The 14000-nt window shown below is 71.9% G+C and carries 14 protein-coding genes and 1 riboswitch; of the genes, 9 read left to right on the top strand and 5 right to left on the bottom strand.

Features of this window, described 5'->3' with window-relative positions:
* Positions 1-154 precede the first annotated feature (154 nt).
* Positions 155-1483, top strand: coding sequence for an AmpG family muropeptide MFS transporter (locus tag A5481_RS04860; protein ID WP_048436957.1), 1329 nt, complete (start codon positions 155-157; stop codon positions 1481-1483).
* A 19-nt stretch (positions 1484-1502) separates the two neighbouring features.
* On the opposite strand, the gene A5481_RS04855 is transcribed toward A5481_RS04860, so the two are convergent.
* A complete protein-coding gene (locus A5481_RS04855) occupies positions 1503-1913 on the bottom strand; it encodes a RidA family protein (protein ID WP_048436958.1) in 411 nt (136 codons plus the stop codon).
* 135 nt (positions 1914-2048) lie between these two features.
* Here A5481_RS04855 and A5481_RS04850 point away from each other — a divergent pair, with 135 nt between their 5' ends.
* On the top strand, positions 2049-2612 hold the full coding sequence (locus tag A5481_RS04850) for a TetR/AcrR family transcriptional regulator (protein ID WP_064503823.1): 564 nt from the start codon (positions 2049-2051) through the stop codon (positions 2610-2612).
* 280 nt (positions 2613-2892) lie between these two features.
* Here A5481_RS04850 and A5481_RS32135 read toward each other — a convergent pair whose 3' ends face one another.
* Positions 2893-3423 carry a type II toxin-antitoxin system PemK/MazF family toxin gene (locus A5481_RS32135; protein ID WP_245298621.1) on the bottom strand — a complete coding sequence of 177 codons (531 nt, stop codon included), beginning with the start codon at positions 3421-3423 and terminating at the stop codon, positions 2893-2895.
* Positions 3424-3847: 424 nt separating this feature from the next.
* Positions 3848-3973: riboswitch (TPP riboswitch) on the top strand.
* A gap of 84 nt (positions 3974-4057) precedes the next feature.
* Between A5481_RS32135 and A5481_RS04845 the strand changes: the two genes are divergently transcribed.
* From A5481_RS04845 to A5481_RS04815, 7 genes are read left to right on the top strand one after another with little or no spacing between them, the layout of a single operon-like run.
* Entirely contained in the window at positions 4058-5134 is a 1077-nt protein-coding gene (locus A5481_RS04845) for a LuxE/PaaK family acyltransferase (protein WP_064503801.1), read from the top strand.
* Positions 5131-6600 (top strand): acyl-CoA reductase, encoded by a 1470-nt coding sequence (locus A5481_RS04840; protein ID WP_064503800.1) that lies wholly within the window; start codon positions 5131-5133, stop codon positions 6598-6600. The genes A5481_RS04845 and A5481_RS04840 overlap by 4 nt, the downstream gene beginning before the upstream one ends.
* Positions 6590-7378, top strand: coding sequence for an ABC transporter ATP-binding protein (locus tag A5481_RS04835; protein ID WP_048437536.1), 789 nt, complete (start codon positions 6590-6592; stop codon positions 7376-7378). Before A5481_RS04840 ends, A5481_RS04835 begins: the two co-directional genes overlap by 11 nt.
* Positions 7375-8124 carry an ABC transporter permease gene (locus tag A5481_RS04830; protein WP_048437535.1) on the top strand — a complete coding sequence of 250 codons (750 nt, stop codon included), beginning with the start codon at positions 7375-7377 and terminating at the stop codon, positions 8122-8124. The genes A5481_RS04835 and A5481_RS04830 overlap by 4 nt, the downstream gene beginning before the upstream one ends.
* 8 nt (positions 8125-8132) lie before the next feature.
* A complete protein-coding gene (locus tag A5481_RS04825) occupies positions 8133-9137 on the top strand; it encodes an ABC transporter substrate-binding protein (RefSeq protein WP_048437534.1) in 1005 nt (334 codons plus the stop codon).
* Positions 9134-9901, top strand: a complete 768-nt coding sequence (locus tag A5481_RS04820; protein ID WP_048437533.1) for an SDR family oxidoreductase — start codon at positions 9134-9136, stop codon at positions 9899-9901. The genes A5481_RS04825 and A5481_RS04820 overlap by 4 nt, the downstream gene beginning before the upstream one ends.
* A gap of 58 nt (positions 9902-9959) precedes the next feature.
* Positions 9960-11369, top strand: coding sequence for an adenylate/guanylate cyclase domain-containing protein (locus tag A5481_RS04815; RefSeq protein WP_048437532.1), 1410 nt, complete (start codon positions 9960-9962; stop codon positions 11367-11369).
* Here A5481_RS04815 and A5481_RS04810 read toward each other — a convergent pair.
* The 3 genes from A5481_RS04810 to A5481_RS04800 all read right to left on the bottom strand — a co-directional run bounded on the left by A5481_RS04810 (position 11362) and on the right by A5481_RS04800 (position 13951).
* Complete coding sequence (locus A5481_RS04810) at positions 11362-11985, bottom strand: LbetaH domain-containing protein (protein ID WP_048437531.1); 624 nt, start codon at positions 11983-11985, stop codon at positions 11362-11364. The two genes, A5481_RS04815 and A5481_RS04810, sit on opposite strands and share 8 nt — an antisense overlap.
* 28 nt (positions 11986-12013) lie before the next feature.
* On the bottom strand, positions 12014-12352 hold the full coding sequence (locus A5481_RS04805) for a hypothetical protein (RefSeq protein ID WP_048437530.1): 339 nt from the start codon (positions 12350-12352) through the stop codon (positions 12014-12016).
* Between the two features lie 183 nt (positions 12353-12535).
* Positions 12536-13951 carry a DHA2 family efflux MFS transporter permease subunit gene (locus A5481_RS04800; protein ID WP_048437529.1) on the bottom strand — a complete coding sequence of 472 codons (1416 nt, stop codon included), beginning with the start codon at positions 13949-13951 and terminating at the stop codon, positions 12536-12538.
* Positions 13952-14000 lie beyond the last annotated feature (49 nt).

Genomic DNA, 14000 nt, shown 5'->3' with positions numbered 1-14000 from the left:
GGGACCGACGCCGTCCCGCGGCGATATCGGGCAAAACGGCCTCGAAGCGCCGCTTCGTCCTCCCTCGTTCGCGGAACGGCCGTCCCGCGGGCCGGTTGTGGCAGGATGCCCCGACCTGAGCCGTAATGGCGGTCTTCCGCGAGCCCGATCGAGCATGACCGCACCGGCCGCCCCCTCGACCGCGCCGACCCCGTTCTGGTCGGCCCTGTTCACCGATCGGCGGATCGCGCCGGCGCTGGGGCTCGGCTTCACCTCCGGCATCCCGTTCCTGCTCGTCTACGGGACGCAGGCGGCGTGGCTCTCCGACGCCGGCATCTCGCTCGCCACGATCGGGCTCCTGAGCGAGATGACCCTGGCCTACAAGTTCAAGTTCCTCTGGGCCCCTTTCCTCGACCGCATCGACCCGCCGCTGCTCGGGCGCCGGCTCGGCCGGCGCCGCGGCTGGATCGTCGCGGCGCAAGCCGGCGTCATGGCGATGCTCGGCGGCATCGCCTTCGGCGATCCGGCCCACTGGCTCGCCTGGACGATCGCCTTCTCGGTAGCGCTGGGATTTGCCGGCGCGACCCTCGACCTCGTCATCGACGGCTGGCGCATCACCAGCGTGCGGCCGCCCGAGAAGCAGGCCGTGCTGTCGTCCTGGACGGAGATCGGCTGGCGGATCGGCAACCTCGCGGCCGGCGCCGGCGCGCTGCTGCTGGCCGACCGAATCGGCTGGCGCGGCGCCTACCTGGCCATGGGTGCCCTGATGCTGGTCGGCATGGCCGCCGCGATCCTCGCCCCCGAGCCGCCCTCGGACCTGGACCGGGGCCGGGCGCCTCCCGCGCCGCGCGCCGGCCTCGTCGAGACGGTGTGGGCGCCGATCCGCGACCTCCTGCGGCGGCTCGGCCCGATGGCGCCGGCGATCCTGCTGCTCGTCGCGGGCTTCCGCATGCCGGGCTACATCGCCACCGCGATGGCGGTGCCGCTGTTCAAGCACCAGGGCTTCTCCAACACCGACATCGCCACCGTCACCAAGCTGTTCGGCTTCTGGATCGGGCTCGGCGGCACCTTCCTCGCCGGATCGCTCATCCCGCGGATCGGCATGCTGCCGAGCCTCCTCGTCGGCACGGTCGCGGCCTCGGCCTCGCATCTGAGTCTCGCCTATCTCGCCGCGCATGGCGGCGACGGCGGCCGGGCGTTCTGGACCTTCGCGGTCACCGTCGGCATCGACGGATTCGCCTACGCCTTCGCCTCGGTGGTGCTCATCACCTACATGTCGAGCCTCGCCGCGACCGAGCACGCAGCGAGCCAGTTCGGGCTCCTGACCTCGCTCTGCGCCTTTCCCGGCAGCGTGCTCGCGGGCTTCTCCGGCTTCATCGTCGAGCGGACCGGCTTTCCCCTGTTCTTCGTCCTGACCTCGCTGATCGGGGTACCGGTGGCGCTCCTCGCCGTCTACGTCCGGGTCCGCGCCGGCCGCTCCGAGGACTCGCCGGCAGGGCTCTGACCGCCCCCGGGCCGCCGGATCAGGCGGCGGCCGGGATGCGCGCGATCGCCTTGATCTCGAAGTCGAACCCGGCGAGCCAGGTGACCCCGACCGCGGTCCAGTTCGGGTAGGGCGCCGCCCCGATCACGCCGTCGCGCACCCGCATCACCGCGTCGAACTGCGCCGCCGGATCGGTGTGGAAGGTCGTCACGTCGACGACGTCGTCGAAGGTGCAGCCCGCCGCCGCCAGCACCGCCGAGAGCCGGGTGAAGGCCAGGGCGACCTGGGCCTCGAAATCGGGCTCGGGCGAGCCGTCCTCGCGGCTTCCGACCTGGCCGGAGACGAACAGGAGGTCGCCGGAGCGGATCGCCGCCGAGTAGCGGTGCCGCTCGTAAAGCGCTTGACGGCCGGGCGGGACGATCGCGTCGCGGGTGGGGGCAGCCTGCCTCATCGATTGCTCCTCCGGCCCGCCGATTGATATACGGGCCGTATGCGAATGAACATGCATACGCTCCGTATGTCAATTCACATACGAGACGTATGTCGAAAGAGGGGATGTGCGGTGGCCGGACGACGCGCGCAGATGATGGAGGAGACGAAGGCCAAGCTCGTTCGGGCCGCCCGGCAGGCCTTCGCCGAGACGGGCTTCGCGGACGCCTCGATGGACGAACTCACCGCCGGGGCCGGGCTGACGCGCGGCGCGCTCTATCACCATTTCGGCGACAAGAAGGGGCTGCTCCAGGCGGTCATCGCGCAGATCGACGGGGAGATGGCGGCACGTCTCGCGGTCGTCGGCGAGCGGGCGGAGACCCCGTGGCGCGGGCTCCTCGACGAGTACCGCGCCTATCTCGAGATGGCGCTGGAGCCGGAGATCCAGCGCATCCTGCTCCTCGACGGGCCGGCGGTGCTCGGCGATCCGTCGCGCTGGCCGACCCAGAACGCCTGCCTCGCCGAGACCACCCGCCGCATCCGCGCCCTGGTCGCGGACGGCGCGATCCCGCCGGTCGACCCGGAGGCGGCGGCCCGGCTGCTCAACGGCGCCTCGCTCCACGCCGCCCTGTGGGTCGCGGCCTCGGACGAGCCGGAAGCGGTGCTGGCCAAGGCGCTCGATGCCTTCCGGCGGCTCGCCGAGGGGTTGGTGCGGGCGTGAGGATCGCGATCCGCCCCGGCCGATCACGTCGCCGTTCAGGACCGGGGAAGCGGAAGGCAGGACGGGCAAGGGGGCCGCGAAGGCCCCCTCGATCTCCGCCGAACGCCTTCCCGCTCAGCTGAATCCTCGCTTATGGTCGAGGCTCAGGGGATTTGAACCTCTGCCTGTCAAATCTGCGTCGCAGCATAGGCTTGGTATCACCCGGCGCTGCGACGGCCCCTCGCGGGGTCTTAGACGCGGATCGTTGCCGAGAGCCGCTAACGATGAGGTATATGGGACATCACAGGTGTCTCGTCAACCCCGATAGGCCCATCGCTCTCAAGACGCAGCCCCGGATGATCTTGATGGTATCGCCATCCAGGGGAGTATAGAGATATGAGCGCTTACCGGCAGCCGTTTTTCCGGTCCGGAAAAAATCAAGACGATGGAACGCGACGGTATTCACCATGTCACCCTTGACCCATACGCCATCGCTGTCCCACGGCTCCGGAAGCTGAGGCCGCAGATCGATCTGCCTGTGATAGGGCATCACGGGATCGGGCGGATCGGTACTCAATGCAACGACCGTGCATAATCCAGGGCGCGATGCAATTTTTGGACTGATGACCACGCAAGGCCGACGCTTGACCATTTCCGGCACCTTGAAGCCGACGTTGAAATCACACAGCAAGACGACACCGAGTGTCGGGTGCTCCCGTATAGCCACCGCGAACCTTTCTTCTGATGCGTTTCCCGGTTCTTCGAGAGTCGGGCCGCGATCGGCGGCGGAAACGCGAGACTCTCCCTCCGTATCCCGCAACGGCCACGACAAGAATGCTGCAGATCCATAGGCCTGCAACGGACATTGCGGAGCTGTTCGTCCCCTTATCAGGCGGACCAGATTGCGATCAAGCAAATGATCATGTCAGATTTCCGCGATCGGTCGTGATGCGCATCTTGTTCCAGCAATAATCTTAGAAAATTAGTCGCTATCACAAAATCAACAGCAATTTCCTGTCAAATTTCGTCGTATTAGAATGCATTTTGTAACAAATTTGAAGATACCATTTCAGTTTAGCGGCGACAGATGCATCGAAATCCGAAGCCCATGTTCGAGGAACTGGTGGCGGTGGAAAGGGTCGGGGTTCGGCGGGGCAGTCGCGTCCGGCAGATCGCCTCCGGCAGGATCGACCATTCTGCCGAAAAGGCCGGGCCGTCTCCCCAACTTGACACCCGTCCCCGCGCCCCCCACTCTCCACCGCTCCCAGGGGAGCCTCGCGAGGAGGCTGAGATTCCGCCGGTCCGGGTCCGTCCGGGCGCCGCGGTGACCCTATGAACCTGATCCGGGTCATGCCGGCGTAGGGATGCGGGACCGGCACGGGCTCGAAGGCCGAGCGCGCCGTCACTTCACGCATGGTCTGCGCCGGCACGGCCGTCGCCCCGAGGACGGGCGCGAGGTAGCCGTCATGTCGCAAGAGGAGATCGTCGACGCGCTCCTGGCCTTCATCGGTCGGAACGGGGCGGGCGACGACGAGTTCGAGGCGCTGGCCCTGCGGCTCTTCGCCTACCAGTTCAAGCACAACGCGCCCTACCGGCGGTTCGCGCAACAGCGCGGGCGCACGCCGCTCACGGTGCGGCGCTGGCGCGACATCCCGGCGGTGCCGATCAAGGCGTTCAAGGACCTGACCCTGAGCTGCCGCCCGCCGGACGAGGCCGTGCGGGTGTTCATGACGAGCGGCACGACCGGGAGCGGGCGCGGGCGCAGCTACCACCCGACGCTGGCGGTCTACGACGCCTCGATGCTCGCGGGCTTCGCCGCCCGGATCATGCGCGGGCGCGAGGCGATCCGGATGGGGATCCTGTTCCCGGACGAGGCGGCGCTGCCGAATTCCTCCCTCGCGCACTATCTCGCCCTGGCGGCTGAGCGGTTCGGCACGCCCGCCAGCGCGGTCTTCGTCGGCCCGGCCGGCCTCGACCTGCCCGCCTTGCTCGCCGCCCTCGGGGAGGCCGAGGCGTCGGGCGCGCCGTATGCGCTGCTCGGCGCCACCTACGCCTTCGTCCCGGTGCTGGATGCGTTGCGCGAGCAGGGCCGCCGCTTCGCCCTGCCGCCGGGCAGCTTTCTCTTCGAGACCGGCGGCTTCAAGGGCCAGTCGCGGGAGATCGAGCCGGAGGCGTTCTACGACGGGCTGTCGGAGGCGTTCGGGGTTCCGCGCGAATCCTGCCTCAACATGTACGGCATGACCGAGCTGAGCACCCAGTTCTACGACGACGGCAACGCGGTCTGCCCGCCGGTGAAGTCCGGCCCGCACTGGATCCGCAGCCGCGTCGTCGATCCGCTCACCGGCGCCGACCTGCCCGAGGGCGAGCCCGGCGTGCTGGTCCATCACGACCTCGCCCACTTCAACTCCGTCTCGGCGATCCTCACCGAGGATGCCGGGGTGATCGTGCCCGGCGGCTTCCGGCTGCTCGGACGGGTCGAGGGCTCGGCCTCGCGCGGCTGCTCGGTCGCGGTCGCCGAGTTCCTGGCCGCCGCGCAGGGATGAGCGCGGTCGAGCAGGCCGGCCACCTGCCGGACTTCCTGTCCGGGGCGGTCGGCTACCGCATCGTCGAGCATCGCGCCTGGGGCGAGACCGTCGCGGTGGCGCTGCCGGAGCTGACCGCGGATCAGGCGACGGCCCTGTGCGGGCACGTGCGCGCCCGCGCCCGCGACACCCTGCGGCGCATGGAGACGGCCCGCATCGTCGCGGCGATCGACCGGGCGAGCGCCTGCCTGCTCGATCGCGGGTACCCCCTGCGGCGCAGGGCCGAGGCGCTGCTGCCGGTGGTCACCGGCTACGACCGCGAGACGGTGCGGCTCGGCCTGACGAGCTATCTCAAGACGTTCCGCAAGCCCCAGCTCCTGCGCTTCCTGGCGGAGGATTTCTCCAACCCGGGAATGCTCGACGGCTTCCAGCCGGCGGCGAAGGGCGGGCTGGTGCGGGCGCGCGGGCCCGACCTGCTGCTGCATGTCTGGGCCGGCAACGTCCCGGCCCTGCCGCTGTGGAGCCTCGTGTCGGGCCTGCTGGTCAAGGCCGGCACGGTCGGCAAGCTCGCCTCGGCCGAGCCGCTGACCGCGGGCTGGTTCGCGGGCCTGATCGCCGAGGCCGATCCCGAGCTCGGCGCCTGCCTGGCGATCACCTGGTGGAAGGGCGGGGCGGGCGGGGCGGAGGCGGCGTATCTCGGGCAGGCCGATTGCGTCATGGCCTATGGCGGCAACGAGACCCTGGCGGCGCTCCGCGCCCGGGTGCCGGTGACGACCCGGTTCCTGCCGCACGGCCACCGCATCGGCTTCGCGATGGTCGCCCGCGAGGCCCTGGACAGCCGCCGCGCCGGGCCGCTGGCGCGGCACGCCGCCCACGACGTCGTGCGCTACGAGCAGCAGGGCTGCTACGCGCCGCAGATGCTGTTCGTCGAGCGCGGCGGCGCGGTCGCGCCGGACGAGTTCGCCCGCCACCTCGCCCACGAACTCGCCGCCCTCGCGACCCGGCATCCGCGCCGGCGGCTCGACGCCGGCGAAGCCTCGGCCATCGCCGCCTGGCGCAGCGGCCACGAGATGCGGGCGCTGGAAACGGAAGAACGATCGGGAGGCGCGACGCTCCTCGGCGATCCGGCCGATCCGTGGAGCGTCGTCCTGCTCGACGGCCCCGCGCCCCTGAGCCCGTCCGGCCTCAACCGCAGCCTCGCGGTGGTGGCGGTCGACGACCTCGCCGAGGTGCCGGCCCTGGTCGCGCCCCATCGCGCCTACCTGCAGACCGCCGGGATCGCCGCGGCGCCCGAGCGCCTCCTGACGCTCGCGGACGACCTCGCCGGGATCGGCGTCACCCGCATCTCGGCCATCGGCCGCATGACCGCGCCGGAGGCCGGCTGGCACCATGACGGCCGCTTCAGCCTGCTCGACCTCGTCACCGTGACGGAGATCGAGGCGAGCGCGGAAGCCGCCGCGGAAGGCTTCGCGCCCTATGCCGATTGAGCCGTTCCTGACCCTCGAGGGGGTGCGTTACCGCTTCCCGGGCGATCCGGCCGACACCGTCGCGGGGGTCGACTGGTCGCTGCCCCGCGGGGCGATCCACTGCCTCCTCGGCCGCAGCGGCTGCGGCAAGACGACGTTGCTCAAGCTCGCCGCCGGGCTGCTGGCGCCGGACGACGGCGCGATCCGGATCGACGGCGTGCCCCTGCGCGGCCCCTCGCCCCGGGTCGGCTTCGTGTTCCAGGCCCCGACGCTCCTCGACTGGCTCTCCGCCCTCGACAACGTGCTGCTGCCGGTCTCGCTCAAGCGCCGGCCCAAGGCCTCCGACCGGGACGAGGCCAGCGACCTCCTCGCCGCGATGGGTCTCGGCGCCCTCGCCGGCCGCCGGCCCGCCGCCCTGTCGGGCGGCCAGCGCAGCCGGGTCGCGATGGCCCGTGCGCTCATCGGCCGCCCGGACCTGCTGCTCCTCGACGAGCCCTTCGCCGCCCTCGACGCTCTGACCCGCGAGGAGCTGCAGGACGACCTCCTGCGCCTCTGCGCCTCGCGCGGCACCGCCGCCCTGTTCGTCACCCACGACATCGCGGAGGCCGTCTATCTCGGCGACCGGGTCGGGGTGATGGCGGCCGGACGCCTCGTCCACGAGGGCGCGGTTCCGCTGCCGCGGCCCCGGCCCCCGGGCATCCGCTACGAGCCCGCCTTCGGGGCGGCGTGCCGGGCCTTGCGGGCGATCATGGACGAGGCGTCCGACGCCCCATCGCCGCCGATCGGGCGGGCGGCGTGAGGGCGCGCCTCGCCTCGGCCCTGCTGCTGGCGGGCCTCGTCGCCGCCTGGGAGGCGTGGTGCCGCTCCGGTGCCGTCTCGCCGCTGGTGCTGCCGGCCCCCTCCGCCGTCGCCGAGACGCTGTGGGGCGAGATCGCGTCGGGCCGGCTCTGGCCGCACCTGCGGGTCACCGCGACCGAGATGGCGCTGGGGCTCCTCGCCGGGACGGTCCTCGGCCTCGGCGCCGGCATCCTGCTCGCCGAGTGGCCGGCGCTCCACCGGGTGCTGCGGCCCTACGTGCTGGCGAGCCAGCTGGTGCCGAAGCTGGCGCTCGGCCCGTTGCTGATCCTGTGGTTCGGTTTCGGCCTGACGCCGACCGTGGTCGTCACCGCGCTGATCTGCTTCTTCCCGCTGTTCGAGACCACCCTGACCGGGGTGACCCAGGTCGATCCCGGCCAGCGCGAGCTGTTCCGGATGCTCGGGGCCGGCCGCCTCCAGACCCTGCTTCGCCTGAAGCTGCCCTCCGCCCTGCCGGTGATCCTGGCGGGGTTCCGCGTCGCGATCGTGCTCGCCCTCGTCGGCGCGGTGGTGGGCGAGTTCGTCGGCGGGCGCCAGGGCCTCGGCGCCTCGATCGTCGCCGCCCAGAGCGTGATGGATTCGAGCCTGATCGTCGCGCTCTTCGTCGTCATCACCGCCCTCGGCATGGCCGTCTACGAGGCCGCGCGGGGGCTCGAGGCCCTGATCCTGCGCCGTTACGCGAGAGGTTGACCCGTCCCATGCCCGCCTTGCGCCTCCTCGTCGCCCTCGCGCTCGCCTGGCTCGCCGCCCCGGCCCTGGCGCAAACTCCCGGCAAGCCAGTCCTCGACACGGTCGTCGTCGCCGGCTGGAGCCAGCCGATCAGCGAGATCACCAACCTCCTCGCCGAGCCCGACCACGGGCTGTTCAAGGCCCGCGGGATCGCCCTCGACTACGTGCCGGGCAACGGCGGCGGCTCGGCGATCCAGGCGCTCCTTGCCGGGCAGGCCGACGTCGCCTTCACCGATCCGGCCTCGTTCTACCTCGCCCTCGACAAGGGCGCCGATCTCGTCGCGATCTACGACATCTACCCGCAGAACGTGTTCAACGTGGTCTCGCCCAAGGACCGCGGCATCCGCTCGGTGGCCGATCTCAAGGGCAAGCGCGTCGGCGTCTACAGCCTGGCGAGCGGCACCCGCCAGCACCTGCTGCTGCTGCTGGCCGCGGCCGGCCTGAAGGAGAGCGACGTGACGGTCGAGGTCACCGGCCTCCTCAACTTCGCCCCCCTGATCCAGGGCCAGGTCGACGCGACGGCGGCCACCGATACCGGCCTGCTCGTCGGCCGCGCCAAGGGCCTCGGCGAGGTCGACGTGATCGACGTGCGCGACCATCTCAACCTGCCGAGCGACATCTTCGTGGTGACGCGCAAGGACTACGAGGCGAGGAAGCCGCTGCTCAGGCGCTTCCTCGCCGCCTACCGCGATTCCGCCGCCTGGATGATCGCGAAACCCGACGAGGCGGCGCGGCTCGCCGTCACCCGGGCGATCAACGGCCGCGACGAGGCGATCAACCGCGAGGTCATCCGCCTGCGCAACCTGTCGAGCGTCTCGGCCGCCACCGAGCGCGAGGGTCTCGGCCATTTCGAGCCCGGGATCATGCAGAAGGGCGCCGACCTGTTCCGCACGCTCGGCCTCGTCTCCCGCCCCCTCGACATGGACAAGGTGGTGAGGAGCGACCTGCTCCCGGCCAAGGAGGGCACGCCGTGAGGTTCCGCGACCGCGCCGTCCTGGTCACCGGGGGCAGCCGCGGCATCGGCGCGGCGGTCGCGACGGCCGTCGCCGCCGAGGGCGGCCTCGTCGTCGTCAATTACCGCGACAACCACGCCGCCGCGCAGGCCGTGGCCGACCGTTGCCGCGCGCTCGGCGGCGAGGCGCTCGCGGTCGCCGCCGACGTGACCGATCCGGAGGCGGTGGCGGGCCTCGCCGGGCGGATCGCCGAGGAGGTCGGCCGCCTCGACGCGATCGTCAACAACGCCTTCGCCCCCTATCGCTTCGACCCCGAGCACCGCACCCGCTTCCGCGACCTGCCGTGGGACGCCTACCAGCGCCAGTTCGACGGGGCGGTGAAGGCGGCCTACACGGTGATCCGGGCGCACCTGCCGCTGCTGACCCGGCGCAGCGGCGGCGCCATCGTCAACCTCGCGAGCGATCTCGTCGCGCGCCCGAGCATCCCCTACCACGACTACACCACCGCCAAGGCGGCGCTCGTCGGCTTCAGCCGCAACCTCGCGGCCGAGCTCGGGCCGGTCGGAATCCGGGTCAACTGCGTCGCGCCGGGCCTCGTCGCCGGCACGGAGGCGAGCCGGGACACGCCGGAGGACGTCCGCGAGGCGCTGATCGACCAGACGCCCCTGCGCCGCCTCGCGACGCCGGAGGACGTGGCCGGGCCGGTGCTGTTCCTCGCCGGCGACGAGAGCCGCTTCGTCACCGGCCAGGTCCTGACCGTCGATGGCGGGCTGGTGATGGGCTGACGGACCCCGGTCGGGGGGGCGATTGCGCCCCTCCCCCGACCGGTCCTATGCTCGCCCGATGGACGAGAGCGACGCCCTCCTGGCGGCCTTCCACCGGACGGCCGAACCCGCGGCGGCCCGGGCGGTGGAGCACCTGCTCCGGCACGGATCGGACGCGGAGCTGGCGCGGATCAACGCCGTGCGCCTCGCCGCCGAGACCGGGCTCGACGAGGAGCCTGTCATCGCCGCGCTGCTGCACGGCGCGCGGCTCGGCCTGCTCGAGATGGCCTGGAACGTACTGTGCCCGAGCTGCAGCGGCGTGCTCGAGGCGCCGGCGAGCCTGCACGGCGTGCAGGAGACCTATCACTGCGCCTTCTGCGCCCTCGACAGCGAGCCGGTCCTCGACGACACGGTCGAGGTCGCCTTCACGGTGAGCCCGCGGTTCCGGCGCATCGCCGCCCACGATCCCGACGGGCTCGGGCTGTGGGACTACCAGCGCCAGGTCTTCTTCGGCTCCGGCGTCGCCTTTCCGGAGCCCGAGGCCTTCGCCGCCCTGGCGCAGCGGGCCCTCGTCGAGGCGGTCGAGCTGAAGGCCGGCGAGCGGATGATCCTGTCCTTGCAGCTCGGGGCCGAGCCGCTGATCGTGGTCGATCCCGTCACCCATGCCGCCCACAGCCTCACGGTCGCGGGCGAGCCGACGCGGGAGCGCCAGGACCACGCCGTGGTCTTCGAGGAGGCCCGCACGAGCGCCGGCAGCGCCGCGTTCCGCCCGGGGCCCTTGCGCCTCTCCCTCGACAACCGCAGCGGCAAGCGGGTGCTGCCGACGGTGTTCCGCCTCGGTCCCGACCTCGAGGCCCTGATCGGCGGGCGCCAGCCCTTCCTCACCGCCAAGCGGCTCCTCAGCAACCAGACCTTCCGCGATCTCTACCGCACCGACACGCTCGCGATCGACCAGCGGCTCCGGATCCTGAGCCTGACCTTCCTGTTCACCGACCTGAAGGGCTCGACCGAGCTCTACGCCCGGGTCGGCGACCTCGTCGCCTACGACCTGGTGCGGACGCATTTCCGCCTGCTGCACGCGGTCGTCGCCGCCGAGGGCGGGGCGGTGGTCAAGACGATCGGCGACGCCGTGATGGCGACCTTCCCGAGCCCGCACGGGGCGGTGGCGGCGGCGCTCCGCATGCGGGCGGCGATGCAGGGGCTGAACGCGGAACGCGGGGCCGACGACCTCGTCCTCAAGATCGGGCTGCACGAGGGGCCGTGCCTCGCGGTGAGCCTCAACGACCGCCAGGACTATTTCGGCCAGACCGTGAACGTCGCGGCGCGGGTGCAGCAGCTCGCGGCCGGCGGCGGCATCTTCGCCACCGAATCGGTCCTGCGCCACGCGCAAGCCGCGCGCCATCTCGCCGAGAACGGGGTGGCGGCGCGATCCGAGCTCCGGACCCTGCGGGGCATCGGCGAGCCGGTGCCGGTCTACGAGTTCAGCTGAGACCGGGCCGAACGCCGCGATCGACGAGGCCGAGGCGGGCCACCACGGTGCCGGGCGGCAGGATCGCGCCCGGCGCCACGACGGCATTGGCCCCGAGCCGCGCCCCGTCGCCGACGAGGGCGCCGAACTTCGCGCATCCCGTCTCGATCACGCTGCCGTCGTGCCGGAACGCCACCGTGGCGCCCGGCCATTCGTTGCGGTGGTTGGCGATCACCGCCCCGGCCTCGAGGTTGACGCCCCGGCCGAGCACGCTCTCGCCGACGAAGTTGAAGTGGGCCAAGGCCGTGCCGGCGAACAGGAACGAGGCCTTCAGCTCCGATCCCGGCCCGATCGTGCAGGCCTCCTCCAGCCACGCGCCGCCCCGCAGGGTCGCGCCGTGGCCGACGAAGCAGGACGGACCGACGACGAGGGGCGCCTTGAGCACCGCGCCGGGCTCGACCCGGGCGCTGCGATGGACCGCGACCGCGTCAGTAACGGCGTAATCCGCGCCGAGACGATCGAGGAGGCGCCGGACGATGTCGGGCGCCGCCGCGGCGAGCGCCCAGGGCGTCTCGCCGGCGAAGTCGGCGAGGGCCGAATGCGGAAAGGCCGGGATGTAGCGGGCGATGAGGCTCATGGCGCTCCGCTCCCGGCTCCCGTCCGCGTCAGTCGCAGACCCGGACGCGGCGGACGTAGACGTCGCCGAACTCGTCGACCATCCGGCGCCGGACGGTGTAGCAGTCCGGGCCGTAGGCCGGGGCGTAGCCGTAGGCGGGCCCGCCGCCATAGACCGGCGTGTAGCCGTAGGCCGGGCCGGGGGCATAGCCGTAGCCGTAGGCCGGCCGGGCGCCGGCGGCGAGCGCGCTGCCGAGGGCGAGGCCGCCGACCGCGCCGAGGGCGAAGGCCGGCCCGGCCCGCCAGCGCGCCTCGGCCGGCGCGGCGCCGGCCAGGGTCACGCTCGCCAAGGTCGCCGCGGCCACGCAGACGGATGCGATGCGCTTCATGGCAGATCCCCAATTGACGTGAGGGTGGATGAGGTGTCGCGAGCGCTCCGGATGATCGGAGGAGCGTCGTCCGCCCGTGCTCGATGTCACCGGTATCGCACCGTCACGCTGAATGGCGGCTGAAGCGTAGCCGCAGGATCTCTTCAGGAAAGCGCCGCAGCCCGGGTCCCGCCGCGGAGGCGCTTACGTGGCGTCGGCGGCCGGCTTCACCCGGACGAGGCGGTGGCCCGAGACCTCGGCGCCGGCCTCCGGCGCGAGGCGGCGGAACGACAGGGTCGAGAGGCCGGAGACGATCGCCACCGCCAGGAAGGCGGGCCAGAAATCCTCCGCCCGGATCTCGGTGCGGCCGTGCCATCCGGCGGCTTCCTGGAGCGCGAAGGCCCCGAAGGCGACCCCGATGCTCAAGGAGAGCTGCTGGGCCACGCTGGCGAGGCTCGTCGCCGCGCTCATGTCGCGGGGGTCGACGTCGGCGTACGCGATGGCGTTGACGGCGGTGAATTGCAGCGAGCGGAAGCAGCCGCCGATCAGCAGCACCGCGATGATGAGGGCGTGCGGCGTGCCCGCGGTGAACAGGCCGTTCACGGCGAGCAGGGCGGCGGCGATCACCGCGTTCAGCGTCATCACCGCCCGGAAGCCGAAGGCACGCAGGATGCGCGCCGCGATGGTCTTCATGAACAGCGCGCCGGCAGCGGCCGCGAAGGTGATGAGGCCCGAATGCAGCGGATCGAGCCCGAAGCCGAGCTGCAGCATCAAGGGCAGCAGGAACGGGATCGCCCCGGTGCCGATGCGAAACAGGCTGCCGCCGAGCACCGCCGCCCGGAAGGTCGGATGGCGCAGGAGGTCGAGGCGGATCACCGGGTGCTCGACCCGGCGGCTATGGGCGAGGTAGAGCCCGCACAGGACGATGCCGGCGCCGGTGCAGGCCCAGGACACCGCCTCCGGCAGGAGGTGGCGCCCGCTGGAGGCCAGCCCGAGCATCAGGCTCGCGAGCCCGGCCCCCGACAGGGCGAAGCCGAGGAGGTCGAGGGGCGGGCGCGCCTCCTCCCGGATATCCTGGAAGTACCGGGTGGCGAGCAGGATGCCGGCGAGCCCGATCGGCAGGTTGATGAAGAAGATCCAGCGCCAGTGCAACGCCGTGGTGATGAGGCCGCCGAGCGGCGGGCCGATCACCGGGCCGACGAGGGCCGGGATGGTCAGGGTGGCGAGCGCCTGGACCAGCTCGCCCTTCGGCACGCTGCGCAGGAGCACGAGGCGCCCGACCGGCACCATCATCGCCCCGCCCATGCCCTGGAGGAAGCGGGCGGCGACGAACCAGCCGAGCGAGTTCGAGGCCGCGCAGGCGAGCGACCCGGCCATGAACACCGCGAGCGCCCAGCGAAACACCGTCCGGGCACCGTAGCGGTCGGCGGCCCAGCCGCTGATGGGGATGAAGATCGCGAGGCTGACGAGGTAGGAGGTGAGCGCCAGCTTCAGGGCGATCGGGTCCTCGCCCATATCCGCGGCGATCGCCGGCAGCGACGTCGCGAGCACGGTGGAATCCGTGTTCTCCATGAACAGGGCCGTCGCGACGACGAGGGGGACGATCCGGGCGGTGCGCATGGTGCCCGTATCTAGCGCCCCGCTCCCCCGCCGGAAGCGCGAATCGGCG

It is taken from the genome of Methylobacterium platani (assembly GCF_001653715.1).
Classification (GTDB): Bacteria; Pseudomonadota; Alphaproteobacteria; order Rhizobiales; family Beijerinckiaceae; genus Methylobacterium; species Methylobacterium platani.
The sequence above is the reverse complement of the archived record's forward strand: the minus strand, read 5'-3'. Positions and strand labels throughout refer to the sequence as shown.